The following is a 25,222-nucleotide window of genomic DNA, read 5'->3' as shown; positions in this document are numbered from 1 at the left end:
CTAAAACTGTATATAAAAACTGTCGATGGCCACCACGTAAAACACCATGATGGCAAGGAATGTCAGAGACGGAAACGCAATGAAACGAGATAGGCGCGTTTTGTTTAAAATGATCACGGTAATCCAAGTTGCCGTGACAGAAAGAAATAGCACCAACAAAAAGGGAGAGAAGTACACGTCACCCCAAGAGAGTTCATGTGGCATTACTGCACCTCCCCATCATCTTGGGCATCATCCGTTTGAACTTTGTTTGCAGGTTCATCGATACGAATTGGCGGCAAAGTGCGTTCTTCTTCATCTAGTAAGCCATCCCAGTCACTGCGGTCTTGCATTTGCTTTGCGATGGTTTCTGATAAGAATGGCCGGCCAGTTTGAGCTTCCCATCCGCCACCGAGCGCTTTGTAAAGAGCGACGACTTGATTGGCAACATTACCTTTGATGCTGGCGTAGCTGTCTTCAGCGCGGGTCATTTTTTCTACCGAATTCAATAGACGCTCAAAAGAAATCTGACCGTTTTCATATTGAGTCATGGAGATATTGAAAGCGCGAATCGATGAGTTGACCGATTGCAGACGCAGAGATTTTTGCTCTAGGTACAAGTCGTAGGCTTCAAGTGTATTGGTTACTTCATTGACGGCTTGCAGTACCTTCTTGTTGTAGTTGGTCAGCGTTTCTTGGAAGCGAGCGTCTTCAAAGCGGATGTTGTTCTTCACTCGTCCGTATTGGAAGATGTTCCAACTGAATGTTGGGCCCACAACCATGGTCAGTGAGTCACTAAAACTAAAGCTGCTGCCATCGGGTACAGTGCTGTTGATGCCGATAGAGCCGAATAGTGAGAAACTTGGGTAAAGCGCGGTTTCGGCTACGCCAATTTTGGCACTCTGAGCACGAGCCTGCATTTCAGATACTTGAAGATCAGGGCGACGCATTACCAAGTTTGCATCCACTTTGTTATCCAGTAACGGCGGACGAGGTACGATGGATCGCTCGTCGCTGCCAGATAAGGCGGGTTTTCTGCCTGATGACTTAAATTGGTTCTCGTAATCCGCCATGCGCTGAGCGAAGCCATCGGATTGCAGTAGCTTCTCCACCTCTTCTGGCAATACCCCCAAAAGCAGCGCTAATGCAGTGCGTGATTGCTTCATCGCAATTTCTAATGATGGTTGTGCCGCTTTGGTATTGAAGAGCTGGTTTTTCGCTTGCTGAACGTCGAGTTCGGTTACGTTGCCAGAATCGAACTGCACTTGGGTGATGCTCACGACGCGCTCTTGGATCTCGATGTTGCGACGAGAGAGCAAGATACGTTCTTGGAAAGTGCGGTAATTGATGTAGTTACGCGCTACTTCGGCAGTAATGGTCACCATGATGTCGTGGTAAGACGCAATCGATGCATAGTATCCCGCTTCGGCAGATTCAATGCCACGTGCGTATTTTCCCCAGACGTCCATTTCCCAACCAGCATCAAAAGAGAGTGCTGCGTTGTTCACGCCTTGGTCGTTAACATACGCTCGCGCCAAGTTGCCGGATACCGTTTGCATTTGTGGGTACTGCAATCCAGATGAGATGCCCAATAGCGAGCGTGCTTGAACAATACGCAAACCCGCGGCCTCAAGATCGAGGTTTTGTTGGTTTGCCATCTCAACCAGTTGGTTCAGCGTTGGATCGTTGAACTGTTGCCACCACTGTTGCAGTTTTTGCTCGGATTGCTGTGTGTCTTGCGCCGCTTTTTCTACCGACCAATCACTTGGCAAGGCGCTTTGCTCTGGGTGGACGTAATCCGGGCCCAAAGTAGTACACGCACTCAATCCGAGTACAGAGAGTATGGCGAGGCTTGGTTTAGTTAATTTTAGAAGCATCATATCCTCACCTTTAAAACCGCTTCTGACGTAAGTTCACCCAATCGATATCCTCATAGGTTTGCTTGCATTGGTTGATCGCTTCGAACACGTTCCGTTTTAAATTCAGCAAGATATAAAAACCAGCAATCTCTGAATAAGCGTAGTCAGATAAATCCAACTCACTAAAGAAATATTCCAATTTATTTTCAAAGGATTGGTAATCTTGGCTGTATTGTTCGAAGACTGTATCGAGCTCAGTTGTTGGCTGATGGCTTGCTAATGCGCCTGCCATCAGAGGTAATATTGAATCGGTATGTTTGCTACGTAACTGTTTGATAAGTCGGTTACTTAGTAGTTTTTGTTCCGCTGCAACCAAAATGTTGACGTGGTTACTCAAGGCATCACATGACTTGCTAAATGCGCCAATCGCCTCTGGTGTGGTTTTGTCAAACAACTTGTGGTTGACCTTGGAGCCCCAGACTTTGAGTTTTTTTGACGATACATTCAGTGTCACCAAATGCAGAGAGCGTTTGATGGACTTAAAACTTGAGTTTGATTGCTGGTGATAACTGCTAAACAAGTCACCAACGTGCCGGAAGTATCGCTCTTTTAAGGTCAAGAACAAATGTTCCGGACGTGAGCTAAACGGGAAGTAATGGGCGAAGATGATCATAAACACTACCATGTAGAACAAGGTCATGATCGTCATCAAAATTCCGAAGTGATAGGTCATGTTGTTATCGAGCCCAAGCACGAATAAACCTATCATATAGAAAATGGTCACAGGGCCCTTAAACAGGTAGAAGCCAACAAAGGTATAGATGAAGATAAATAAACCCAGTTCAGAACCTAATTCTAATCCCGGTAAGATGAAGACGTAAGATGGCACCGCAAACAGAAAGCCAAACGTAAACAAGATCAACAACATAAATGGATGAACCGGAACAAACGACAGCAGTGACATAAAGATGGTCGAGAAGGTCACAAACGAGTAGCCACCCGGAGGGTTGAAGTAGATCCAAATCAGACCCGCGACCCAATAAGTCGTAAAGGTTTTGATTGCTGTCTTAAAGTTTTCCGCATCCCACCATAAGAATTTGCTCTTTTGTTTCGGTAAGTCTTGCTGGAATGAAACACTGTTGGTGACTGAGTCAATGCAACTGATGGTCTCTGAAAGGCGTGATAGACTCTGATGCATTAGCTTAAGCAAATGCCCAAGAGTGAGGGCGGAGCCCTTCGTTAAGTGAGAGGCGTTGGTAAGTGCTGCTTGGTTGTAATCAATATTAAATTCTTGCGCACGATAAGCAGGGCCTTCTTGTTCCCAAATGTCCTGGCAGGTTTGAAATAGGGCTTGGATTTCTTCAACCGCTTGGTCGAAGTTATTGATGCAATCACGATCTTGCTGGTGGCTAAAGTGGCTGTGCGCGGCAACGCTAAGTTCTTGAGTAATTTGTTTATTGAAGTGAACTGCGAGTTGCCATTCTTTCATGTAAGCAGACACATCACTGCATTCAGCACTCACCATTGTAAAGCGTTGTTCTAGCGCATTTTGAGCGGCGAATACTTTATCTAACAACTCATCAATGCTTGGGGATGGTTCTTCGTCTTCATCCCCTTCCTTTTCAGAAGTCGGGACAACTGTACTATGTTGCGGGCTCGTTTTTTCTTCAAAACTCTGCAAGATAGCTGAGAACAAGGCTTGTTGAGCTTGGTTTAATTGCTCGATCATTTGACGCAGGTTTTGTTCTGTTTTTGTCGGCCACAAGAAAGTACCAACCAAGGTGTAAAGCACAACCCCAAACACCGTCATGTAGGCACGATCCACCCCGTACATAAATGCGCCTTCTGCATCCCCCCCATTCGACATCATCAAGACCATAACGCCAGTCAGTGCTAATAGCGTCGGATCTTTTTGGTAAGCATTACGGAAGTAAAAGATAAAGGAGACGACTACCGAGACACTGAGCATGTACAGCAAGCGATCTTGCGCAAACATACCAACGAGTAACAAGCCAATGACGGCACCGACTAATGTACCGAGTACACGTAACGTGCCTTTTGCCAATGATTCACGTCGGCTGCCGGTAGAGGCGATCAACATGACCGTTGTCGCCGCGGTGGAAGCCTGCGGCCAACCCATCGCAAAAGGGATCAGATAAGCCAGAGTTAGGCTAAGCGCGACTTTTGTGGCGAATTTGATTTTATCATTCATAGTGTCAAAGTTTGCTCAGGCTTATAGTTGTAAGTTAATGAATTTACTCAATCAATAATCAGAACTTCGTCCTGAATAAAAAGCGGAGGCGGAATATAGCGATTGAAAAGCGTCGGTTTGTAAATCCTTTGTCAAAATCAAAACAGGTCAAAAAGTGAAAATGGTCGCGAATCCCCCACCAGGTAAGGCTTAACGTGAAAATGACCAAGAAAACGTTTACCTTGAAAGTCTCATTACTGATACATATTTGCAGGGATTACCAAACTCCGTTTTCTATCACTACACATTGCCAGTGCATTAAGCAGCGTTCACATCCAAAAAAATAGTGGGACTTACGGCTTATAAAAAGCATAGATGATGATAGCCAAGTTGATAGGAAAGTTTTTATTTTTTATTGGGTTGGCAAGTTCTTTGATGCATTTTGAGAGCGAGATAAAAATACTAATGCGATACCGCCAAGGACAATGGCGCCCGTTATTAATGAATGAAGTGTCAATTCTTCTTCTAAGAACGTGGTTCCAAGTAATAGAGCGATAACAGGGACAGAGAGTTGACTCACAGCAGCTTGCAATAGAGACAGCTTTTTCATTACTTGATACCAGAGTATATAACCAAGGCCCGATGCGACCGTGCCTGAAGCTATTGCTAGCATGATCCCTTTGTTGGTTAAACTCGCCGACCCTAACAGAAGTGGTGAAAGCAGAAGAGCAACGACCGATGCGGAAATAAAGCCCCAAGTAATACCACTACTTGGTGTTGGTGCTTGTTTGCCAAGCGCAGTAAATCCTGCCCAACAAATACCCGAAACAACCATTAATACCGCTGACCAGGTATCAGGACGAGTTGCCGAAGGCAGCATCAACCAAGCAAAGCCAAACAGAGAGATCACAATGCCAATCAATTCCAGTTGTTTAAACTGTTGTCCTTGTCCCCAGTAGATTGCAAGCAGGGTGAGTTGAACGGCACCAAACAGTAACAAGGCTCCCGTTCCGGTTGCTAGGTTTATATAGGCGAAAGAGAATAGCGCAGCATAGCCAAATAGTGCTAAGCCGGCGAATATACTGAACTTGGTGGTTGGTTGTTGGCTTCGCCAGTTTCCGCGAACGAGAAGGATGAACACGAGCGTGATCGTACCTGACAGCAAACGGATAAGGGTAAAGCTTCCAGCATCAATTAATCCTTCTGCTAATGCCATTCGACAAAATAGTGAATTGGCGGCAAATGCCAGCATGGCAATCGCAGTCAGTATAAATGTCGACATTCCTTATCCTCATTATGTGGTGAGAACAGCAGTGTAGCGCTAAACATAAAAAGCTAATTAGTTGATAAAGTGATTAGTTATGCCCGCGTAGATACTTGATTGTTTTCATTGACTTCGACTTGCGGGAGGTGAGAGAAAGTCTATGACAAACTTGATAACCATTAATTGATGGTTGAGAACAGCAGAATCGAACATATTGAGATGCATTAGTTGAGATGCATTAGGTACGTTAAAACATAAGGGGCACAATGATTTCTATTGAAAAGTACACACCATACCGACACGCCCAAACCATTGAGCTTCAAGTCTTGGAAGAGCAAGTTCAGTTTACGGTCGACAATATTGGTAAGCGATTGGAAAGTCTTAAATCAACAGAGCTGCCCCACCTGATCTGTGAAGATGATTGTGTGGTCGGGTTCTTTTTGTTCGATGCTGCGTACAGTGAAGATTATGACTTTTGTCCTCAAGGGAGCTTAGGTGTCCGCTCATTGTTGGTGGATCATCGTTATCAGGGGAAAGGCATAGCTAAGCAAGCGATCAGCCAGTTTGCGGACTTTGCGAAGTTACATTACCCAACCTTTGAGTTTCTTTATTTAACGGTTAACTGCCGAAACGTACCAGCCTATCAGTGCTACTTAAAAGCGGGCTTTGAAGATACTCATGAGCTCTATCATGGTGGTCCCGTTGGCCCCCAACACATCATGCGTCAGGCGCTGTAAAAAGGGCTGAGTAAAGATTGTATCCACTCAGATTTTGAAATAAATTCGATGCAATTAAATGATTAAACCAAGGAAGACCTGTGAAGATTGAAGTCGATAATTTAGAAAGAACCGAAGTCATCGCGCTGCTAGAAGAACACTTACAAGATATGTATGCCACCTCTCCGCCAGAGAGTGTACATGCGTTAGATTTGGATAAACTAAAACTGCCAGCTGTAACGTTCTGGACTGGATGGAAAGATGAGCAACTGTTGGGGTGTGCTGCAATTAAAGAGTTGGATAACCAACACGCAGAGCTAAAATCCATGCGCACCACACCAGCAGCAAGAAACCAAGGTGTGGCGTCTCAATTATTGATTCATGTGATTGAGCAAGCGCAGCAAAAAGGGTTGCAGCGCTTAAGTTTAGAAACTGGCTCGATGGAATTTTTTAAACCTGCGCGCCTGTTGTATGAAAAGCATGGCTTTGTGTATTGCGATCCGTTTGGTGACTACGAACTCGATCCGAACAGCCAATTTATGACCCTAGAACTGAGCTAGGGTCACGTATTTCTAGCGAGTTAAGGTTAAGTTCCTTAGAAATTCAAATTGAAATTGATGGTTGGCATTAGCAACTGTGAACGTTCATCTGCTAGCCTTTTTCTCTTCTCTTTTAGGCGCTTGGCATTATCTTTATCTGGATTATTATCCAGTTGGTTGTCGATCACCGAAATTTGAGTATCGAGCTCTTGGATACGTTGCTGGCGCTGATATTCCTGATGACCTAACTGGTAGTTTTCAATGAATTGTTTATTGCTGCACACGCCGTAATATGTTTTACCTTCTACTCCTACCGTATAACCATTATCCGGAGAGCAGTAGAGAATCGTGCCTTTATCGAAGCCTTCTTGCCATTCCTTTCTGTCCGGCGTAACGCCAGCTTCACTGCAGTCTTCTGTATAGCTGTTGATGATGCTTGGGTTGTCACCCTCTCGACCGTCTTGGTAGCCTACCTTGTACCAATTAGCCGTCTTACATTCATCGGGAGACATACTGGTACAACCGGAGAGCAAAGTGAGTAAAGCAAGCGGAATAAGTGCTCTTTTCATCAGTAAATGTCCTTAAAAGAAATCAAATTGACCATTAGAATATAAATTGAACGGTGTTCATTTTTATGGGTGGAATCATAGTGCTCATAAATACATGTAATTGCAAATTGAAAACAATTAAGGCTATAGCCCCCCAGTTCAGGAGGCTATGGGGGGCTAACTAGTAGTTGTCAAAGGGAGAGGGGCAGGTTTCCATGTGCTCGCTTAAGTCACCAAATACGTTTGCGCCTACATATTCCATATTAGTGGATTGGGCGTTGATGACTAAAGTTCTTTGCGGCTCGTGCAAGTCGCGCTTTAATTCTACCCAGTTATGGACCATGGTTGATGAATTAACGGTATGGTAGCAAAGGTTATTGTGATCGATGATGCTACACCAAAGCGTAGTCGCAGAGGGTGGTGACTCAGGCTTTTGCTCAAAGTGACAACCAAGTGGTGTTGCGCACGTTGCCATCAATGCTCTTGTTTGGCTAAGCACCTCGGTTTGCTCTGCTGCTGGTTGGGAAAACTTATAGTAATAACTTGCTCGAGCGAACCTTTGATGAGTTGCTGTACCACCTGGAACGTCGAAGAGAGTGAGTCCAACGAGGTTCTTAGGATGGTTCCATTTTTCTAACCATGGCTTTAATAACAGCTGCTGAATCTCAAAACGCGGTGTAACGGTCGCGACATTATAGTTTTCACTTTCGTTTACACTGAAACGTCCACCTCTCAGTTCAATAATTGCAGAATTACCACCTGTATCAGAGAGTGTTAAGTGCAATTTAGTCGGTGTTTCGTTCTTTCCATCTGGAACATATTCACTGACGATGTATAGATTGTCAGGGTTATTTCTGAAATAGTCCGCCGCTTCGCGAACACTTTCAAAATTGTCTAATGTGAATTGTACCCAGCGAAGTGAGCTGATGATGGCGACGCCATCTGGAATGATTTGTGTTGTTGTATGTTCTTTCTCGTCTTGCTCTAGCATCTCGAGTATTAGTTTCGAGACTGAATCTTTACTCTTTATGATCTCTGTCGCATTTTCAAAGTATGCTAGCAAATCTTCCAACCCATTTACGGCGAGACCTTTTTCATTTACCCCGTCAATAGACGCTAGGCCAATATTATCGCTGCCTAGATAGGTACAAACACTCGAGTACTGGGCTGTCCAATGGTGTGCCTTTTGTGCTTCTGAGTGACGATCATTGATTCCAAGCCGGATTGAATCTCCGGCAGGCAGTCGGTATAAATAAGTTGTTAATGGGTTGTGCCAATCGAAGTTTCTTCCTGTCATAGGAAATGACGGGTTTAAGTTATTTAAGATGCGTGTACACATAAGTGTCGAGTTCCCTTCTCGGTTGCAATGAATAGATAAACATCCTGCTAACAATTTGATATCATTATCATCAATGAAACTAAAAACACAATTATGTTTGTGGTACGTAACTCGCTCTTTTTGATTTGCATGAAAATGGATTTATGAGTATGGAAAATTTGGAGTACACAGAGCAGATCAGGAATAAAGTACTCCGGTCTGTAAGTGCTGTATTCATGTTTGTTATGTCGGCACTGGTTGTTTTTAATGTCTTCTATCATTCGCAATACTTACTTGCATTGATAGAGGGATTGTTTGCCTTGCTATCTCTCTACGTTTTTCTTCAATGTAGGAACGGAGGCTGTCATCGCTATGTGGTATTTGCCTATTTGTCGAGTATTGCATTATTAATACTAGTGGCAAATTTGGTTCTTCCCCTTACCGATGTTGTCTTTCTTTGGGCTTTTTTCTTTCCCATAATTTCTTATTTGTTGATGGGAGGCCGCCTTGGCTTCAAACTCACAGCAATTGTCTTTTTTTCAGTAGGCTCGGTGCTGATATACAGACTTTTTAATGATGAGTTCTTTGACTACGCACCCGTTATGATTAACTTTATCACCTGTTATGTAACGATCTGGTGTGTCACTCACTTTTTTGAATTAAGCCGCGCTAAAGCCAATACTTCTCTCTCTAAGCTGGCGTTGACTGATGCCCTTACGGGTACCAGTAACCGTCTGGCTTTTACTAGTTCTTTTGCCAGTTTCGTTGGTGACTATCTACTGATGTTTGATATTGATGATTTCAAGCATATTAATGATGAGCATGGTCATGATATTGGTGACAAGGCACTATCTGAAATGGGACTCTGTTTGAAGACTGAGGTTGGTAATGAGAGAGTGTTTCGTGTTGGTGGTGAGGAGTTTTGTGTCTGGATTTCCGCGAAACATATGCCTGAAGCCATCACTAAAGCGAATAGGCTGAGAGAAGCGATTTCAAATATCCAATTGAAAGCGGATAATCGTGAGGTCTACCTGACACTGAGTGGTGGACTTGTGAAGAACGAGTATCATACTGAATCTGATTTGCTTAAGTATGCAGACCAACTTATGTATCAAGCTAAGATGAATGGTAAAGATCAAATTACTCACTGTGCTGAAGCTGCGTAGACACGCTTAACGTATTTGTTATGACCAAAACCGCTATATAAGTTAGGAAAGGGAGTCTTAAACTCACCGGCTAACATGGTGAGTTAAGATTCCCTTTGTTATTTTTAATTAAGGCATTGAGTTTGTGCTTTTAATCAGCTTTCAAATGAAAGTTTATCGCCGAAGGTCACTTTCCAGTCTTTATCGAACTGCTCAACCGCCGGTTTTACTGCTGGATGTGCGAACATTTGTGCCGCCACATCGGTTGGCAATGTAATGGCTTCGATGCCCAGTTTCATCACCTCCATCGCTTGTTGAGTGTTCTTGAAGCTGGCTGCCAAAATCTTCGCTGGTAGTTGGTTTTGATCGAGCAACAATTGAAGATCCGCGACCACTTCAACACCGTTGCCGTTCATCGCATCAATGCGGTTTACGTAAGGTGCTAGATAGTCTGCACCGCACAGTGCTGCAAGGAACCCTTGTTGAGCTGAATAGATAGCAGTAGCAAGAACCTGAATTCCCTCTTTTTTCATTAGCTTAATTGCCGCTAAGCCGGTTTCTGTTGCTGGCACTTTTACCACCATATCGTAAGGCAATTCATTCAGTTGGCGCGCTTCTGCCAGCATACCTTCGACGGTTGAACTCACGACTTGAGCGTGAAAGCGAGGTGTACCGCCAAGTGCTTCTTGCATGCCTGCTAGGGTTTCATTCAGCCCCTGTTTTGACTTCGCCAAAATGCTTGGGTTTGTCGTCACGCCTTTTAGCGGTAGGCACTGGTTAAAGCGTTTTACTTCTGCCACATCAGCAGTATCTAAATAAAGTTCAATCATGGTTTCTACCTTAAACAAAATCTTCGTTTTGATGATGGGATCACTATAGATCTGACAATCGAACGAGATCTTGATTTTGATCAATTGAAATTTCATTTGAAACTATAATAATTTCATTGAATGAAAGTTAAGTGAAACTTATAAACGCTCAAATGAAGCTTTCAGTTAGAAAACAGAAAAGCTGTTCATAAGACTTAACAAGCAAAAGAAACGAATCAGGTACACAGCGGTAGCACAGACCAAGAGGCAAGCAGAGATGTATTTCAATATCCAACGATTCTCTACCCATGATGGCGATGGCATTCGTTCCATTCTTTTTCTTAAAGGATGCAGCTTGTCTTGCCCTTGGTGTCAAAACCCAGAAAGCCGCAGCGAAAAGCATTCACTGTTGTTTGATCAGCGAAGCTGCATGGAAGATTGCCAGCTGTGCGTTTCTGCTTATCAAGCTACAACTCAATCTACTGCGGGTAGTGAAACGGTGAGCGATGGTATTCAACGCATCGACAACCAGATCATCATCAATCGCAAAGCCATCAAAGAAGACCAACTGATCGCGCTGCGAAACGTATGCCCTACACAAGCACTGACTGTTTGCGGTGAAGAAGCGAAATCAGACATGTTGTTCGACACCTTAATGAAAGACAAACCTTTCTATGACCAAAGCCAAGGTGGCGTGACCTTCTCCGGTGGTGAGCCTCTCATGCAAGCGGATTTAGTGGCAGAACTCGCGCAGCGTCTGCATGACAACCAAGTCTCTACCGCTATTGAATCGTGCATGCATGTGCCGTGGAAGAACGTCGAAAAAGCCGCGCCGCATATTGATTGCTGGTTGGCGGATTTAAAACATACCGACGAAGAAAAGTTTCTTAGCTGGGCGAAAGGTTCACTAAAACGCATCAAAGACAATTTCCGAAAACTGGCACCTATCGCGAAACGCATTGTGATTCGCGTTCCCGTTGTGCCGGGGTTCAATGACACCATCGAAGAGTTGAAAGACATCATCGATTTTGCGGCTTCACTAGAAAGCTGCCAAGAACTTCACTTGCTGCCGTACCACACGCTCGGCATCAATAAATACCGTTTGCTCGATATGCCTTACGAGTGTTCTGACAAGCCATTAAACAAACCAGAACTGCTAGAAAGCGGCATGCAATACGCAAGCGAAAACACCCAACTTAACGTGATTGTAAGAGGTTAACTATGGACCTGAATTACCTTCCTGAGCGTATCAAAGCGCACAAATCGGCACTGGTAAATATCGTAACGCCACCTGTCTGTACCGAGCGTGCAGAGGCATACACTCGTGCTTATCAAGCAAACGAGGACAAACCTGTAATTGTCCAACGTGCGCTGGCGCTGCAAGAGCACTTACGCACTCGTACGATTTGGATTAAACATGATGAGTTAATCGTCGGTAACCAAGCGAGCAAAGTGCGCGCTGCACCTATTTTCCCTGAATACACAGTACGTTGGATTGAAGCGGAAATTGATGAGCTAGCCGACCGTCCTGGTGCAGGCTTTGCTGTTACTGAAGAAGATAAGCAAAGCATTCACAGCATCACACCGTATTGGCGTGGTAAAACCGTTCAAGACCGTTGTTACGGCTTGTTCACTGATGAGCAGCAAGAAATCTTAGCCAGCACCATCATTAAAGCTGAAGGCAACATGACTTCGGGTGACGCGCACCTTGCGGTGGATAACGAGAAAATCCTTAAGCTAGGCATGAACGGTTTGTTAGAGGATGTTCGTCAGCACCGTGTTAACAATGATGTTTCGACCTTTGAAGGCTTGAAGAAAGAGCAGTTCTACAAGTCGGTCGAAATCGTGTTGCTTGCCATTCAAGACCACATGGTGAGCTACGCTGAATTAGCAACAAAAATGGCGCTAGAAGAGACGCGTCCGCTACGCAAAGCTGAGTTAGAAAGCATTGCGGCAAACTGTCGTCATGTAGCAAACCACGCACCAGAAAACTTCTGGCAAGCACTACAATTGAGCTACTTCGTTCAGTTGATGTTACAAATCGAATCGAATGGTCACTCGGTTTCTTTCGGTCGTATGGACCAGTTCCTAAACGAATTTTATGTTCGTGATATCGAAAACGGCACAATTGAGAAAGACTTCGCGTTAGAGTTGCTACAAAGCTGTTGGTTGAAGTTGCTTGAAGTAAACAAGATTCGCTCTGGTGCACACTCGAAAGCCTCCGCAGGTTCTCCGCTGTACCAAAACGTGTGTATCGGCGGTCAGAAGTTGAATGAAAAGGGTGAGCCTGAAGACGCAGTAAATCCACTTTCTTGGGCGATTCTGGAATCTTGTGGTCAGTTACGTTCGACGCAACCTAACTTGAGTGTGCGTTACCATGAGGGTTTGAACCAAGAATTCCTGATGGGCTGTATCGAGGTGATTAAGTGCGGCTTCGGTATGCCTGCGTTCAACAACGATGAGATTGTCATTCCTGAATTCATCAAACTTGGCGTAGAGAAAGAAGACGCGTACAACTACGCATCTATCGGCTGTATCGAGACGGCAGTTCCGGGCAAATGGGGTTACCGTTGTACGGGCATGAGCTTTATTAACTTCGCTCGTATCTTACTGGCTGCACTTAACGAAGGTGTGGATGCAACAACGGGTAAAGCTTTCTTGCCTCACGATAAGTCATTAGCAAAAGGTAACTTTGACAACTTTGAGCAAGTAACGGCTTCTTGGGCAGAGCAAATCCGCTACTACACCCGTAAATCGATTGAGATTGATACGGTAGTCGACAGCGTGCTTGAACAGCAAGCGCAAGATATTTTCTGTTCAACGCTGGTGGATGACTGTTTGGCTCGCGGTAAAACCGTGAAAGAAGGCGGCGCGAAATACGATTGGGTATCGGGCTTGCAAGTCGGCATCGCCAACTTGGGTAACAGCCTAGCAGCCATCAAACACCTTGTTTTCGATGATGCGCAAATCACCCAGCCCCTTATCTCACAACAACAGCTGGCAAAAGCATTGGCTGAAGATTTCGACGGCATGGAGAACGAGCAGCTTCGCCAACGTCTTATCAACTTTGCACCAAAATACGGTAACGATGATGACGCAGTAGACCAACTACTGGCAGACGCGTACCAAGTGTATATTGATGAGCTAGAGCAGTTCGTTAATACGCGTCATGGGCGTGGTCCAATTGGCGGCGGTTACTACGCAGGTACATCAAGTATCTCGGCAAACGTCCCATTTGGTGCTTCAACCATGGCAACGCCAGACGGCCGCAAAGCGAAAACGCCATTGGCAGAAGGTGCAAGCCCGTCGTCTGGCTCAGACCGTTTAGGTCCAACGGCAGTGTACAACTCAGTCGGTAAAATCCAAGCGAATAAGATCCTTGGTGGCGTGCTGCTTAACCAGAAGTTAAGCCCGGCAGCGGTTGCTTCTGAAGGGGATAAGCTCAAGCTATCTATGTTGATTCGTACCTTCTTCAACCACCACAAAGGCTGGCACGTGCAGTACAACATCGTCTCTCGCAAGACCTTGCTAGCTGCGAAGAAGAACCCAGAGCAATATCGTGATCTTGTTGTGCGAGTGGCAGGCTACTCAGCCTTCTTCACCGCCCTATCACCAGACGCGCAAGACGACATCATCGCACGTACTGAACACGAGCTGTAAGCGCACTAGATAAGTAAACAAAAGGCACCGATGGGTGCCTTTTTAATGGATGATGGAAACTAAGCACAGTCAATATGAAACTTGATGTGTATTTTGAGGTGAATCACATTTTAGAACTTATTAATCGAGTTTTCTCTCACATATTAACCCTATGCCCTACGATCAATTGTGCAACTTAATGAATATTTAGGGGTACATTTTTATGGGGAATGAATATGAGAGAAATGGAATATGACTATCCTTCTAACTATAACTTAATTTCTATCACCGACCCGTCTAGTTACATCAAGTATGCGAGCGCTAACTTCAATGAAGTCGCAGGCTTTGATGATGGCGAGTTAATTGGTCAGCCTCATAATGTTGTTCGGCATCCCGATATGCCAAAACAGGCTTTTAAAGATTTATGGTCGCACCTGAAAAGTGGCAAACACTGGATGGGGATGGTTAAAAACAAGAGAAAGAATGGCGGGTATTATTGGGTGGATGCGTTTGCTTCCCCAATAAAGAGCAACGGAAAAACAGTAGAATATCAATCTGTAAGGTTTAAACCAGAACGGGCATATGTAAAAAGAGCAGAGAAGGCGTACTCAAAGCTAAATGCAGGTTCTAAACCAATTCAAATGTATTTTCCAAGAACGCGCCTTTGGATGAGAGCCGCATTTTTTATTTTAGTATCTAGTGCTTTGGGTATGACGCTCGAAACGTTAGGTCAGCCCTCTTGGGTTGCTTTCATGGCGGTTTCTTTGTTGTCAATATTAGCGATTTATGTTTTGACACGACCATTAGAAAAGCTAGCAAAACAATCAAGAAAGGATTTCGATAATCCTCTAATGGAGTACATTTATTGCAATAAAATTAATGATCTAGCAGAGATTGAGCTAGCAATGAAAATGAGAAAGCAATACGCAAATGCTTTGCTCGGAAGAATTAGTATTTCAGTCAAGGATTCATGTGACTCTACTCAGCAAAACGCAGATAAAGCTGCAGTAAACAGCGAAAGCGTTACTGAAAATCTCAGCGCCCAGAAAGTCCAAATTGATTCCGTATCGGTCGCTGTGAATGAAATGCAAGCATCTTCATCTGAAATATCGGTGAATGCTCAAGCGACGGCAGATGCGACGTTAAAAGCCCAGCACACAATGACAGAAAGCCGCACTGTGATTGATGGAGTTAACGTTTCAGTTCTTGATCTCGTGGATGAGCTAGGGCAAATATCTGAGGTGGTCACGCGTTTAAACAACCAAACAGAACAAGTGGGTTCAGTTGTGGAAGTAATCAGTGATATTGCTGAACAAACCAACCTATTAGCATTGAATGCCGCTATAGAAGCAGCTAGAGCGGGTGAGCAAGGTCGAGGTTTTGCTGTTGTTGCTGATGAAGTAAGAACATTGGCTAAACGGACTCAAGAGTCGACGACGTCAATAAAGACAGTAATAGAGAATATTCAGCAAGGTAGTCAATCAGCAGTACTCGCGCTCAAGAAAGGGAACGAGAAATCAACGGGTACAGTATCTTTGCTAAATTCGTCTTTAGATTGTATTCAACAGCTTGAAGACCTTGTGCAGGATGTGGTTGAACGCAATCAACAAATAGCAGTCGCAATTGAAGAGCAAGTATATGTAACTGATGAAATTAATGAAAATATCCAAACCATAAACCTTAAGTACAATGAGTCTTATGAGTTAATGACAGAAACAAACAAAATGAATGAAACAGTAAGAAAAAGTACCGAGGACTTGGCAGAAATGATTCAAAAGTTCGCTTAACTCTAGTGGCCAGAGCCCAAAAGCAGAGTGGAGCAATTCTTTTTGGTTAATTAGCATCTGCAATGTACAAAATGAGAAAGATGTTGGTTTGACTCAGACAATAAGGCACCGATTGGTGCCTTTTCTATTTGACCTGTATCGAGTTTAGTTGCATAACCGATTGATTAATTGGGTTGTTTCAATAGGGTGGGGAAAAATTAAAAACAAGGGTAGAAGAACGGATGTTTTTACTCATCGCAGCCGTTGTTGGTTTAGCGGCATTAGTTTGGTTTTACCGAGAAGGGCAGGCCATCGGCTTAAACCGAATTCTCGGCATGCTTTACTTCATTGCGTACACTGTGGTGTATTTGTACGTCCCACCATTTCTCGAAGTTGGGCACCAATACATAGGTAAGACTTACGAGTTGATACCTATTGCCTGTTATTACGGGATCTTGCATCCTGATCCTGAAGAGGCTACTACCGAGCAAAAGGCGATAACCTTTTTTGCGTGGTGCGGTTTAATATTCATTAGTTGTTTCTTGCTGTATTTTAAAATGAACGTTTGGTAAGAAAACTAGAGCGCGTTTATCTTTCAAACTGATTTTTACTGCCGTTTGTTTCGTAGTGATTTCTATCTGATATTAAAATAAGGAAGGCCATGCAAATAGTTAAAGCTGAGTTCAGTCATTTAGGAGCTTTCAAACACTATGTAGAGAAATGTGCTCAGGCAGGAATGGAAATGTACGTCTCGGCTAAGGGCGACAGTGAAGCTCTGCTGAAAAAAAGAATTGGATACGCCAATGGTGAAGGTTTACCTGAAGGATGGACGCCATCTTCGACTTACTTCTGTATTGAGGAAGGGAGGATACTTGGCTCGATTCGAGTTCGTGAAGGTAGCAACGACTACCTTGAAAATGTAATTGGGCATATTGGTTACGAAACCGCGCCAGATGCACAAGGTAAAGGCATCGCTACCACTATGCTGAACTGGGTGAAACTCGAAGTTATTGAGGATGCGGTTATTGTCACATGTGATGTCAATAATACAGCCTCAAAGCGCGTAATTGAGAAGGCTGGTGGTAAGTTCCTCAATATATTTTATTCGAAACAAGAGCAATACGAAGTGCGTTGTTATCGGTTGATGGCTGGATGACTCCCCGGTATAAAAATGCAAGGTATAACAAGATGAAACAATCCATTATCCATATTGCTTTGGTCGTAAAAGACTACGATGAAGCGATTGATTTTTATGTAAATAAGCTGAAGTTTGAGCTGGTGGAAGATACTTACCAACCAGAGCAAGATAAACGCTGGGTTGTGGTTTCTCCACCAGGTTCTAACGGTGTGACATTATTGTTAGCCAAAGCGTCTAAGCCAGAGCAGCATGACTTTATCGGTAATCAAACCGGTGGACGTGTATTCCTATTCTTGAACACCGATGACTTCTGGCGCGACTATAACCGAATGGTAGAGCAGGGCATTAAGTTTGTTCGCCCGCCAGCGGAGCAAGACTACGGCACAGTCGCTGTATTTGAAGATCTCTATGGCAACCTGTGGGACTTACTAGAGATGAGTCCAAGCCATCCCATGTCGTCTCGCACATAATCTTGTCTTAGTTACTACAAAAAGCACTCTTATTGTTTAAAAAATCCTAATCAATATTAGTGTGACCTATATCACCTTATGAATGAATCATATAGAATGGCGGCCACATTCAATATGACCTTTTTTAACAGTATCTCGAAAGTAAATTAAGAGCTTGTTATTAAAAGAAATTTACTTCGAGGACACTGCTATCATTAGTACAAACAATATCACCATGCAATTTGGTGCCGAGCCATTGTTCGAAAACATTTCTGCTAAGTTTGGCAATGGCAATCGCTACGGCCTGATTGGTGCGAACGGCTGTGGTAAATCGACATTCATGAAAATCTTGAGTGGTGCGCTGACGCCGAGCTCAGGTAACGTTTCGATTACCCCGGGATTAAAGCTTGGTGTACTAAACCAAGATCAGTTTGCGTTCGAGCAATACAGTGTGATTGATGCTGTGATCATGGGCGACCGCAAGCTTTGGGAAGTGAAGCAGGAACGTGACCGCATCTACTCATTGCCTGAAATGAGTGAAGAAGATGGTATGAAAGTCGCTGAGCTTGAAAGTGAGTTCGCAGAAATGGACGGCTACACAGCAGAAAGCCGTGCTGGCGATATTTTGCTTCAAGCGGGTATTGAAGAAGAACTGCATTTTGGTTTGATGCAACAAGTTGCTCCGGGCTGGAAACTGCGTGTGCTTTTGGCGCAAGCCCTGTTTGCAAACCCTGATATCTTGTTGCTCGACGAACCAACCAACAACTTGGACATTCACACCATCAACTGGTTGGCAGAAGAGTTGAACCAACGTAAATGTACGATGATCATCATCTCGCACGACCGTCACTTCTTAAACTCTGTGTGTACTCACATGGCAGACATCGATTACGGCGAACTGCGCATTTACCCTGGTAACTATGAATATTTCCTTGAAGCATCTGGTCTTCGTCGTGAGCAGTTATTGGCTTCTAACGCGAAGAAAACTGCTGAGATCAACGAACTTCAAGAATTCGTAAATCGTTTTGGTGCGAATGCATCGAAAGCAAAACAAGCCAGCTCTCGTGCTAAGAAGATGGAAAAAATCCAACTCGACGAAGTGAAAGCAAGTAGCCGTGTTAGCCCATCGATTGATTTCGGTGAGGGTAAAAAGCTGCATCGTTTAGCGTTAGAGTTGCAAGATCTTGGGCATTCATTTGATGATGAGCTGCTGTTTGAAAAAGGCAACTTGTTACTTGAAGCAGGCACTCGCCTTGCGATCATCGGTGAAAACGGTGTGGGTAAAACGACCTTGCTGCGTTGCCTAGTGAACGAACTAGAGCAAACTCAGGGGGTAGTTAAGTGGTCTGAAAACGCTTCGATTGGTTACTGCCCACAGGACAGCAGTGCGGACTTCGATAATGATCTGACCATCTTTGAGTGGATCTCACAATGGCGTACCGTGAAGCACAATGACCTAATGGTGCGAGGCATTCTAGGTCGCTTGCTTTTTACTGCTGACGATGCCAACAAAAAGGCGAAAAACTGCTCGGGTGGTGAGAAGAACCGCCTGCTGTTTGGTAAGCTAATGATGCAAGACATCAACGTGCTGATCATGGATGAGCCAACCAACCACATGGATATGGAAGCGATTGAAGCGTTAAATAGCGCATTAAAAGACTACACTGGTACTTTGATCTTCGTTAGTCATGACCGTGAGTTCGTATCGTCTTTGGCGACGTCGATCATTGATGTGAAAGACAAACAGCTAGTGAGTTTCCAAGGTACGTTTGAAGAGTACATGGCACATCAGCAAAAAGTGTTGAGCGCCGCGTAACCAACGTAGCTAAGCCATATAAGTGTGAACAAGCCAATAAGATATATCTGTTAAACAGAGACTTTGATGGCTTGTTCACTATGATGAATTAATCTAAACCTAATAGAGGTAAGGTGGTGAGTACCATGCTCGCCACCCACAATTAAGGAGCCGTTCATGAGCCATGAATTTATGACCGACGAAGAACGTATTGAACTGCAGAAGAACAACCCTCTGCACGGTCTTAAATTAGAAGACATGTTGCAGCAGCTTGTTGACCATTACGGTTGGGAAATCCTCGACACAGCAATGCGTATGAACTGTTTCAACACTAAGCCAAGCATTGCGAGCAGTGTTAAATACCTGAAGAAAACAGAATGGGCTCGTGAGCGTGTAGAAAACTTCTACCTATACCGCTACAAGCGTATGCCAAAGGCATCTGAATACGAGTACAACCTGCCACCACGTGCACGTACTTTCCGTCATGGATTGGAACCGCGTGAGCCAATGGAACTGACGGTTGAATCGATTCTGGCTTCACAAGCGAAGGCTGCGTCTGCACACAAAGAGCGTTCGTCTAAACAGCGTGCAGATCGCGCTCGTTTTAACAACCACCGTCGATAAACTTTCACTTTTCTTGTTCTTGTAGGCATCAGGTACAAGGATGATTTTGATGAAAAGCCAAACTATCCAGTTTGGCTTTTTTATTGTCTTTTCTTCAGCTAAACCTTGTTATCAAGACCCTAGCTTAATAATCGAAGAGTACATCTGCTGCGGATCTGACTGACGGCTGAATCGCGCTTGGAAGCTTTCCACGACATAATCAATAAAAGCACGTAACTTTTGCGATTGCTCTTTGTGGTAAGGGTAAACGATATACAGCGCGTGCTTTTCCATCTGCCATTCAGGGGTAATCTCGACCAATTCACCGGATGCTAACTGAGGCTCAACAAAGAAGTCTGGCAATAACGCAACCCCATGCCCTGCGCATGTCGCTTGGGTGAGCGCCAAACCGCTGTTGACGGTGTAAACACTTGGTGGAAGATCGACCTCCAAGACCTGAGTATCATTTTGGAATACCCAACGGCGAGAAGTTGAAGATAGGCTGTAACTGAGTAACCGATGGTTTACGACATCTCTCGGAGACTGAAACGGCAGCGACTCTTCAAGATATTGAGGAGAAGCACAAAGCACACGACGGATGTCCAAAAGTTTGCGCGACCGCAAGCTCGAGTTACCCAATTCGCCACCGCCACGAATAGCAATATCGACGCCTTGCTCAATTAAATCGATGTGCTCGTCACTCATGATGGCTTCTATGGAGAGTTCTGGGTGCAGCTTCATGAAATCACAAATGATCGGATTAAGCTCAATTAATCCTAGCGACATCGGCATGCTGATTTTTAGTGTGCCCTTCAAGGTGTGCGAAGATTCAATCACCGAACGGTCTGCATTGTTGAGCGCATCGAGAACCTGACACACTTGCTGATAATAAAGCTGACCATTATCGGTAATGTGTAAATTGCGTGTGGTGCGGTTAATCAAAGGGCTTTTCAAGTAGCTCTCTAATTCATTGATATTTTTACTTATCGCGGCTTTTGAAAGGTTTAAATCTTCTGCTGCCGCGACGAAGCTGCCAAGCTCCACCACACGGCGAAATACGGTTATTGCTCTGATCTTATCCACGCAGCGGTTTCCTCACATTCTTATTGTTCACTAATAGTGAACTATATAGCTACTATTATAGTGTTTATTCACTATTGGGAGTTAATTAATATCACCTCATTCACTGAGTGCCCGACATAAGTAGGGGCAAACGTAATTAGGATTCCACTATGAAAAAGATCGTCGCATTTACTGGTAGTAACAACAGCCAATCAATCCACAACCTATTGGTCCAAGCGTTAGCAAAGCAAGTTACACAAACAGAAGTAAATACCATCGACCTAAACGATTTTGAATTGCCAATGTACGGTTTGGACGTTGAAGGTCAGGGCATCCCAGAAAACGCACACAAACTACGTGCGACCCTAAATGAGCATGATGCGATCATCATTGCATCACCAGAGCACAACGGCTCAATGCCTGCATTCCTTAAAAATGCGATCGACTGGCTATCACGCGTTGCGCCTCAAGGTACGTCATTCTTTGGTGACACTAAGAAACCTGTACTGCTAGTGAGCACATCACCTGGTGCGAATGGCGGCGCAACTAACATTAAAACCATGGCAGAGTTGATGCCTTGGTGGGGTGGCGATGTAAAAGGTACGTACAGCTTGGGCGGTTTTTACGAGAAGTTCCAAGATGGTGAATTTGATGCAGCGACCTCAGCGGAGTTGAGTGAGTTAATGGCGTCTTTCGAGCAGTCTCTATAAGTTATCTATGCTCGCGCAAGTCGCTATTAATCAGGGTTGCTAATCAAGAAAGGTAGGTAAGGTATGGCGGTATTAGAACAAGGCGTTTGGTATCCAAATAAAGAGGCGAGCGAAACCTTGTTTGATGTGCTAGAGCAATTGGACCAGAGATTGAATGGTTGTAAGCCAAGTATAAAGCATCGACATTGCGATGCTTTTGCTTGAGTGTAAATGGCACGTAGTCTTTTTTAGCGACTAGAATTTCGCCATAAATGACTTAGTCAGTGGCAAGCGGAAATCTTTGCCCATCATTTCATAAACGTTAAACTTCACCGTGTTCCAATTTTCTTCAAAGTTGTATTCGAACACACTGTCACCAGTATCCAAGCTTTGCGTCATGGTCCACTCTGTCGCGTAACCAGACATGCCATTGCCGTTACCAAAGTCTTTGTAAGGCGCATCTGCAGGCACACGGAAAGGCACTGTCGACAGCTTCATCATACCGTTGGTGATGCTGGTTGGTTCGGTGAGTTTACCCATAAAGTAGCTTGCGTGAACAAAGCGGCTGTGTGAGTTGCCGTTACCAATTGATCCGTAGTCGGTATCACGACTTGCGTTCTCCCACGTTGGCTGAACCTTCTTACGCATTTCGATGTGCTCTTTCATTGAAGGGTCGTTAGTCATTACCATCGCTTCATCACCGAGGTAGGTCTTCAAGCCCTCTTTATCCATCTCAATCACTAGGCGGTCACCGCTTTTGTCCGTCACAGACCAGTGCAGTTTTATTTCAACGGGCATACCTTCCATGGAGATAGAAGCGTATTCCAATGTTGGCAGGGCTTTAACCACTTCATTGACTGTTGCGTAGTTCGCAAGTAGGTATTCAGCGATGGTAAATTGCGTCACTTCTGAACCCGTTTTCGCCTTTTTCATTGTCATACCTGGATAGAACAGAGCATTAACTTGCATGCCTTCGCTGTTTACGCCATCGGCAACCAACTCACCATAAGCCAGTACCGCAACCATGTCGTATTTCACTGTATAGGTATTCCCCAACCCATTACCTTGGAGCGAGCGAATGTCGCCTTTGTTAATGGTACCTAGCACAGGTGAGGTTGATTCCATCCAATCCATCGTTCTAGAAGTGAAAGTGCCCAAGTCGGTATTCCATGCGACTGAGGTACAAGCGTGCGCTACACCAGTAGTAAGAGTGCTAGCAAGAAGAGCTAGGGTGATCGCTTTCAATTTCATAGTAACTCCGATTCATGTTTAGGAACGATTTGGAGTGTACGGTGGAAAACAAAATAACCTAAATCACGTTATGAGCATTCAATCCTCACTTTGAATGGTGTGGGCGTGGCTGTGTTCTTTAAACAGTCGAATCATTTCTCGCGTGACAGGGCCGGCTAATCGATTGTGTTGCCAAAGATTGATGGGGAACTGAAGCACAGCATGGAGTTCGTCTATCTCGATTGTTTGTAATTGTTGGGTTGCTAAAAGATCCTCCACGCAATGGATTGGGACAATTGCCCAGCCATCGCCTGCGACTAATAGGCTTTTGAGCACATTCACACTTTCGATTTGTTGGGCGAGATTCGATATCGTCAGCGTTTGTGCAATGCCAGTATGGTGAAAATCCGCCATCAACAGTTGCCTTGCTCGCTTAAGGGATGTGAGGTCAACGATCTGATGTTGCTTGATAAATTCACTGGTGGCACAAACAACAAAGGGAAGATTGAGTAGATAGGTGTAGCTGAATGCTGTCGTGGCATTGCCCGTTGGAACCAGCATGACAGCAAGGTCTGCGGCATCTTGTTCGAACAGAGCTTTAGTTTCGTGATTGTTTTTGTGAAGCCAGTTCACTTTGACTAAAGGGAATTTTTTGCGAATCCCAATCATCACTTCTTGAATCAGTTTTCCCGGGACCAATTCACTATGGCAGATAGTAATTTGGCTCTCGTTCCCTTGCTCGGTACTTTGGCAAAGACGCTCAAATGACTTGGTAGTTTCCGCGAGGTTCTTTGCATGTTGATACAGTGCCAAGCCTTCTTCCGTCAACTGAGGATAGCGGGTCGAACGGTCAAACAAGGTCATGTTGATTTCAATTTCGAGGTTGGTGATCACCTGACCAAGCGTAGTGCGGTGCTTATTTAATTGTTTTGCTGCTGCGCTAAAAGATCCACATTCGGCAACAGCGACAAAGGCGGTCACTTGCTCATAACTGATGTGCATGATGGTTTGGTCCTACAAAAGTGTCTTATTCAAACCTAATGTAAGCCTTTAGCAGAGTCCAGACAGAGATGAGCAAGTTGTGATGAGTTTACTTATCTCAATACACGCTAAACCTAATAAATCGTAGTACTGACAGCAGACTGTGCTTTACCAAGCTTTCTGGCTACGGCAGAAAACGAACCACACTCTACGCACAAAACTAAAGTTTCAAGTTGTCACAGATTAAACATAACGATGTATCGGTTTTTTAGATGGTAGCTAACTACATCGTATAACTAATTTAGATGATAATCGGTCCATTAATCGTTAAGCAAAAGTAGAGAATAAAATGAGTAACCACCAATCTGTAGAATTATCGGATACCCAGAAAGAGCTAGAAGCGCTGCGTGAGCGTCTGCGTCAGAATTCACAGGTCATGCAAAGCTCTTCCAAGAAAGTAGACGCTAATACCATGATGGCGGGCGTAGTTAAGACCGTCGCGACTTTCGAAAAAGACTAATACAATTTCCCTTTGTGAATTAAAAAGGCACCGATAAATGGTGCCATTTTTTATTACTGATTTAGCTCTGCTGCAGTATCAACAAAGATACCTTGGATGTCTTTCGCTTCACGCTCTGTTTGACCACCGTGTTTTAGGAACGCATCGATGATCGCTGCGGTTTTCTGCTCTTTTGCGCGCTCTAAGAAGTAACGCAACTCTAGCTCTGCACCTGCGTCTTCATCTTTAATCGAGGTTGCGATGATCTCTTTGTACATTACGATGTCACGCACTTCTAGTTGGCTAATCACGCCCAATGTTGCCGCCAAGAACCCATCCAAGTCTGCTTTAAGCACAAATTGAGTAATGATGTTTAACTGCTCTGCTTGTTGTGCCGTAAAGTCGTTACCAAGTAGCAGTGCTTGAAGCGCTTTGTTTTTACCCATGCGACGAGCGAACTGTACCGCACCTTGACCACCCGTTGGGATGTTGACGTGTATCTCTGGCTGAGCAAATGCTGCGTTTTCAGTGCCGTAAGCCAAGTTACACGCCATCACAAACTCATTACCGCCGCCACGAGCTACACCATCAACCACAGCAACCGATACTTGTTTCATCGCTTTTATATTGGTAATCATGTGGTTGAATTCAATTGATGCTGCCTGACCACCTTGTGTGCCATTGATAACGTTCAAATCTAAATGCGCTAAGAAGAAAGACTCATGAAGTGATTTGAATACCACCACTTTCGTATCGCGGTCATCTTTAAGTGATAGTACAAATTCGTTGATTTCATTAATCAAATCGATAGTCAGTACATTCACTGGTGGGTTGTTGATTTCAACAGTAGCGATGCCATTTTGTTGTGTGATTGATAGCGTTTTCATAGCTGTTTCCTCAGCGTTAGTAAGATTAGCAGACCTCAGTAACGCGAATATATTGGTTTGGTATTGAGGAGGTTTGTCTCTCTCCCGTTGTGTGCAGCTACTATAGATTTGTTATA

At 44.3% G+C, this 25,222-nt stretch carries 25 protein-coding genes and 1 pseudogene; 14 read left to right on the top strand and 12 right to left on the bottom strand.

What is annotated here, in order from left to right; translation table 11 throughout:
• The 4 genes from ACTS60_RS19245 to ACTS60_RS19230 all read right to left on the bottom strand — a co-directional run bounded on the left by ACTS60_RS19245 (position 1) and on the right by ACTS60_RS19230 (position 5,311).
• A complete protein-coding gene (locus ACTS60_RS19245; protein ID WP_440889561.1) occupies positions 1 to 204 on the bottom strand; it encodes a DUF1656 domain-containing protein in 204 nt (67 codons plus the stop codon).
• Positions 204 to 1,859, bottom strand: a complete 1,656-nt coding sequence (locus tag ACTS60_RS19240; RefSeq protein ID WP_440889560.1) for a TolC family protein — start codon at positions 1,857 to 1,859, stop codon at positions 204 to 206. Before ACTS60_RS19240 ends, ACTS60_RS19245 begins: the two co-directional genes overlap by 1 nt.
• A 10-nt stretch (positions 1,860 to 1,869) precedes the next feature.
• Positions 1,870 to 4,050, bottom strand: a complete 2,181-nt coding sequence (locus tag ACTS60_RS19235) for an FUSC family protein (protein WP_440889559.1) — start codon at positions 4,048 to 4,050, stop codon at positions 1,870 to 1,872.
• A gap of 391 nt (positions 4,051 to 4,441) precedes the next feature.
• The gene (locus ACTS60_RS19230; RefSeq protein WP_440889558.1) at positions 4,442 to 5,311 is read right to left on the bottom strand and encodes a DMT family transporter; all 870 of its coding nucleotides are present in this window, start codon (positions 5,309 to 5,311) and stop codon (positions 4,442 to 4,444) included.
• 248 nt (positions 5,312 to 5,559) lie between these two features.
• On the opposite strand from ACTS60_RS19230, the gene ACTS60_RS19225 reads away from it, so the two are divergent.
• On the top strand, positions 5,560 to 6,030 hold the full coding sequence (locus ACTS60_RS19225; protein ID WP_440889557.1) for an N-acetyltransferase family protein: 471 nt from the start codon (positions 5,560 to 5,562) through the stop codon (positions 6,028 to 6,030).
• A gap of 80 nt (positions 6,031 to 6,110) precedes the next feature.
• Complete coding sequence (locus ACTS60_RS19220; protein WP_440889556.1) at positions 6,111 to 6,569, top strand: GNAT family N-acetyltransferase; 459 nt, start codon at positions 6,111 to 6,113, stop codon at positions 6,567 to 6,569.
• A gap of 35 nt (positions 6,570 to 6,604) precedes the next feature.
• On the opposite strand, the gene ACTS60_RS19215 is transcribed toward ACTS60_RS19220, so the two are convergent.
• Entirely contained in the window at positions 6,605 to 7,117 is a 513-nt protein-coding gene (locus ACTS60_RS19215) for a DUF2799 domain-containing protein (protein WP_038885515.1), read from the bottom strand.
• Between the two features lie 160 nt (positions 7,118 to 7,277).
• On the bottom strand, positions 7,278 to 8,435 hold the full coding sequence (locus ACTS60_RS19210) for a linear amide C-N hydrolase (RefSeq protein ID WP_440889555.1): 1,158 nt from the start codon (positions 8,433 to 8,435) through the stop codon (positions 7,278 to 7,280).
• Between the two features lie 149 nt (positions 8,436 to 8,584).
• Here ACTS60_RS19210 and ACTS60_RS19205 point away from each other — a divergent pair, with 149 nt between their 5' ends.
• Positions 8,585 to 9,580 (top strand): GGDEF domain-containing protein, encoded by a 996-nt coding sequence (locus ACTS60_RS19205; protein ID WP_440889554.1) that lies wholly within the window; start codon positions 8,585 to 8,587, stop codon positions 9,578 to 9,580.
• Between the two features lie 134 nt (positions 9,581 to 9,714).
• Here the strand turns inward: ACTS60_RS19205 and ACTS60_RS19200 are convergent, their stop codons facing one another.
• A complete protein-coding gene (locus tag ACTS60_RS19200) occupies positions 9,715 to 10,389 on the bottom strand; it encodes a fructose-6-phosphate aldolase (RefSeq protein ID WP_440889553.1) in 675 nt (224 codons plus the stop codon).
• Positions 10,390 to 10,645: 256 nt separating this feature from the next.
• Between ACTS60_RS19200 and ACTS60_RS19195 the strand changes: the two genes are divergently transcribed.
• From ACTS60_RS19195 to ACTS60_RS19160, 8 genes are all read left to right on the top strand, one after another.
• The gene (locus ACTS60_RS19195; protein ID WP_440889552.1) at positions 10,646 to 11,587 is read left to right on the top strand and encodes a glycyl-radical enzyme activating protein; all 942 of its coding nucleotides are present in this window, start codon (positions 10,646 to 10,648) and stop codon (positions 11,585 to 11,587) included.
• A 2-nt stretch (positions 11,588 to 11,589) separates the two neighbouring features.
• Entirely contained in the window at positions 11,590 to 14,028 is a 2,439-nt protein-coding gene (locus ACTS60_RS19190; RefSeq protein WP_440889551.1) for a formate C-acetyltransferase/glycerol dehydratase family glycyl radical enzyme, read from the top strand.
• A 215-nt stretch (positions 14,029 to 14,243) separates the two neighbouring features.
• Positions 14,244 to 15,794: a methyl-accepting chemotaxis protein gene (locus ACTS60_RS19185; protein WP_440889550.1), complete on the top strand. Its 1,551-nt coding sequence runs from the start codon at positions 14,244 to 14,246 to the stop codon at positions 15,792 to 15,794.
• A 221-nt stretch (positions 15,795 to 16,015) separates the two neighbouring features.
• A complete protein-coding gene (locus tag ACTS60_RS19180) occupies positions 16,016 to 16,345 on the top strand; it encodes a hypothetical protein (RefSeq protein WP_440889549.1) in 330 nt (109 codons plus the stop codon).
• Between the two features lie 89 nt (positions 16,346 to 16,434).
• Complete coding sequence (locus ACTS60_RS19175) at positions 16,435 to 16,929, top strand: GNAT family N-acetyltransferase (RefSeq protein WP_440889548.1); 495 nt, start codon at positions 16,435 to 16,437, stop codon at positions 16,927 to 16,929.
• 32 nt (positions 16,930 to 16,961) lie between these two features.
• Entirely contained in the window at positions 16,962 to 17,381 is a 420-nt protein-coding gene (locus ACTS60_RS19170) for a VOC family protein (protein WP_440889547.1), read from the top strand.
• A 190-nt stretch (positions 17,382 to 17,571) separates the two neighbouring features.
• Positions 17,572 to 19,176 carry an ABC-F family ATPase gene (locus ACTS60_RS19165; protein ID WP_440889609.1) on the top strand — a complete coding sequence of 535 codons (1,605 nt, stop codon included), beginning with the start codon at positions 17,572 to 17,574 and terminating at the stop codon, positions 19,174 to 19,176.
• A gap of 171 nt (positions 19,177 to 19,347) precedes the next feature.
• Positions 19,348 to 19,779, top strand: coding sequence for a VF530 family DNA-binding protein (locus tag ACTS60_RS19160; RefSeq protein WP_440889608.1), 432 nt, complete (start codon positions 19,348 to 19,350; stop codon positions 19,777 to 19,779).
• Between the two features lie 111 nt (positions 19,780 to 19,890).
• Here ACTS60_RS19160 and ACTS60_RS19155 read toward each other — a convergent pair whose 3' ends face one another.
• Positions 19,891 to 20,841: a LysR family transcriptional regulator gene (locus tag ACTS60_RS19155; protein ID WP_440889546.1), complete on the bottom strand. Its 951-nt coding sequence runs from the start codon at positions 20,839 to 20,841 to the stop codon at positions 19,891 to 19,893.
• Between the two features lie 149 nt (positions 20,842 to 20,990).
• Between ACTS60_RS19155 and ACTS60_RS19150 the strand changes: the two genes are divergently transcribed.
• Together ACTS60_RS19150 and ACTS60_RS19145 are read left to right on the top strand one after the other, a co-directional pair.
• Complete coding sequence (locus ACTS60_RS19150; RefSeq protein WP_440889545.1) at positions 20,991 to 21,530, top strand: NADPH-dependent FMN reductase; 540 nt, start codon at positions 20,991 to 20,993, stop codon at positions 21,528 to 21,530.
• A gap of 63 nt (positions 21,531 to 21,593) precedes the next feature.
• Positions 21,594 to 21,734: a hypothetical protein gene (locus ACTS60_RS19145; RefSeq protein ID WP_440889544.1), complete on the top strand. Its 141-nt coding sequence runs from the start codon at positions 21,594 to 21,596 to the stop codon at positions 21,732 to 21,734.
• A gap of 30 nt (positions 21,735 to 21,764) precedes the next feature.
• Here ACTS60_RS19145 and ACTS60_RS19140 read toward each other — a convergent pair whose 3' ends face one another.
• The 3 genes and pseudogenes from ACTS60_RS19140 to ACTS60_RS19130 form a co-directional block, all read right to left on the bottom strand.
• Positions 21,765 to 22,760 (bottom strand): linear amide C-N hydrolase, encoded by a 996-nt coding sequence (locus ACTS60_RS19140; protein ID WP_440889543.1) that lies wholly within the window; start codon positions 22,758 to 22,760, stop codon positions 21,765 to 21,767.
• 78 nt (positions 22,761 to 22,838) lie between these two features.
• Positions 22,839 to 23,741: a LysR family transcriptional regulator gene (locus ACTS60_RS19135; protein WP_440889542.1), complete on the bottom strand. Its 903-nt coding sequence runs from the start codon at positions 23,739 to 23,741 to the stop codon at positions 22,839 to 22,841.
• Positions 23,742 to 23,860: 119 nt separating this feature from the next.
• A pseudogene (locus tag ACTS60_RS19130) lies at positions 23,861 to 23,971 on the bottom strand (LysR family transcriptional regulator); the annotation flags it as partial.
• Between the two features lie 98 nt (positions 23,972 to 24,069).
• On the opposite strand from ACTS60_RS19130, the gene ACTS60_RS19125 reads away from it, so the two are divergent.
• Positions 24,070 to 24,240 carry a hypothetical protein gene (locus ACTS60_RS19125; protein WP_440889541.1) on the top strand — a complete coding sequence of 57 codons (171 nt, stop codon included), beginning with the start codon at positions 24,070 to 24,072 and terminating at the stop codon, positions 24,238 to 24,240.
• Positions 24,241 to 24,293: 53 nt separating this feature from the next.
• On the opposite strand, the gene ACTS60_RS19120 is transcribed toward ACTS60_RS19125, so the two are convergent.
• Positions 24,294 to 25,106, bottom strand: coding sequence for an enoyl-CoA hydratase/isomerase family protein (locus tag ACTS60_RS19120; RefSeq protein ID WP_440889540.1), 813 nt, complete (start codon positions 25,104 to 25,106; stop codon positions 24,294 to 24,296).
• Between the last annotated feature and the right edge of the window lie 116 nt (positions 25,107 to 25,222).

Origin of the sequence: Vibrio sp. WZ-1 (assembly GCF_052037695.1) — a bacterium.
GTDB lineage: Bacteria > Pseudomonadota > Gammaproteobacteria > Enterobacterales > Vibrionaceae > Vibrio.
This window is presented reverse-complemented; position numbering and strand designations above follow the sequence as displayed.

What these genes read in the sequence shown, in the direction of transcription:
- ACTS60_RS19245 (WP_440889561.1), bottom strand. Translation starts at nt 204, where the DNA reads ATGCCACATGAACTCTCTTGGGGTGACGTGTACTTCTCTCCCTTTTTG.
- ACTS60_RS19240 (WP_440889560.1), bottom strand. Translation starts at nt 1,859, where the DNA reads ATGATGCTTCTAAAATTAACTAAACCAAGCCTCGCCATACTCTCTGTA.
- ACTS60_RS19235 (WP_440889559.1), bottom strand. Translation starts at nt 4,050, where the DNA reads ATGAATGATAAAATCAAATTCGCCACAAAAGTCGCGCTTAGCCTAACT.
- ACTS60_RS19230 (WP_440889558.1), bottom strand. Translation starts at nt 5,311, where the DNA reads ATGTCGACATTTATACTGACTGCGATTGCCATGCTGGCATTTGCCGCC.
- ACTS60_RS19225 (WP_440889557.1), top strand. Translation starts at nt 5,560, where the DNA reads ATGATTTCTATTGAAAAGTACACACCATACCGACACGCCCAAACCATT.
- ACTS60_RS19215 (WP_038885515.1), bottom strand. Translation starts at nt 7,117, where the DNA reads ATGAAAAGAGCACTTATTCCGCTTGCTTTACTCACTTTGCTCTCCGGT.
- ACTS60_RS19210 (WP_440889555.1), bottom strand. Translation starts at nt 8,435, where the DNA reads ATGTGTACACGCATCTTAAATAACTTAAACCCGTCATTTCCTATGACA.
- ACTS60_RS19205 (WP_440889554.1), top strand. Translation starts at nt 8,585, where the DNA reads ATGGAAAATTTGGAGTACACAGAGCAGATCAGGAATAAAGTACTCCGG.
- ACTS60_RS19200 (WP_440889553.1), bottom strand. Translation starts at nt 10,389, where the DNA reads ATGATTGAACTTTATTTAGATACTGCTGATGTGGCAGAAGTAAAACGC.
- ACTS60_RS19195 (WP_440889552.1), top strand. Translation starts at nt 10,646, where the DNA reads ATGTATTTCAATATCCAACGATTCTCTACCCATGATGGCGATGGCATT.
- ACTS60_RS19190 (WP_440889551.1), top strand. Translation starts at nt 11,590, where the DNA reads ATGGACCTGAATTACCTTCCTGAGCGTATCAAAGCGCACAAATCGGCA.
- ACTS60_RS19185 (WP_440889550.1), top strand. Translation starts at nt 14,244, where the DNA reads ATGAGAGAAATGGAATATGACTATCCTTCTAACTATAACTTAATTTCT.
- ACTS60_RS19180 (WP_440889549.1), top strand. Translation starts at nt 16,016, where the DNA reads ATGTTTTTACTCATCGCAGCCGTTGTTGGTTTAGCGGCATTAGTTTGG.
- ACTS60_RS19175 (WP_440889548.1), top strand. Translation starts at nt 16,435, where the DNA reads ATGCAAATAGTTAAAGCTGAGTTCAGTCATTTAGGAGCTTTCAAACAC.
- ACTS60_RS19170 (WP_440889547.1), top strand. Translation starts at nt 16,962, where the DNA reads ATGAAACAATCCATTATCCATATTGCTTTGGTCGTAAAAGACTACGAT.
- ACTS60_RS19160 (WP_440889608.1), top strand. Translation starts at nt 19,348, where the DNA reads ATGACCGACGAAGAACGTATTGAACTGCAGAAGAACAACCCTCTGCAC.
- ACTS60_RS19150 (WP_440889545.1), top strand. Translation starts at nt 20,991, where the DNA reads ATGAAAAAGATCGTCGCATTTACTGGTAGTAACAACAGCCAATCAATC.
- ACTS60_RS19145 (WP_440889544.1), top strand. Translation starts at nt 21,594, where the DNA reads ATGGCGGTATTAGAACAAGGCGTTTGGTATCCAAATAAAGAGGCGAGC.
- ACTS60_RS19140 (WP_440889543.1), bottom strand. Translation starts at nt 22,760, where the DNA reads ATGAAATTGAAAGCGATCACCCTAGCTCTTCTTGCTAGCACTCTTACT.
- ACTS60_RS19135 (WP_440889542.1), bottom strand. Translation starts at nt 23,741, where the DNA reads ATGCACATCAGTTATGAGCAAGTGACCGCCTTTGTCGCTGTTGCCGAA.
- ACTS60_RS19125 (WP_440889541.1), top strand. Translation starts at nt 24,070, where the DNA reads ATGAGTAACCACCAATCTGTAGAATTATCGGATACCCAGAAAGAGCTA.
- ACTS60_RS19120 (WP_440889540.1), bottom strand. Translation starts at nt 25,106, where the DNA reads ATGAAAACGCTATCAATCACACAACAAAATGGCATCGCTACTGTTGAA.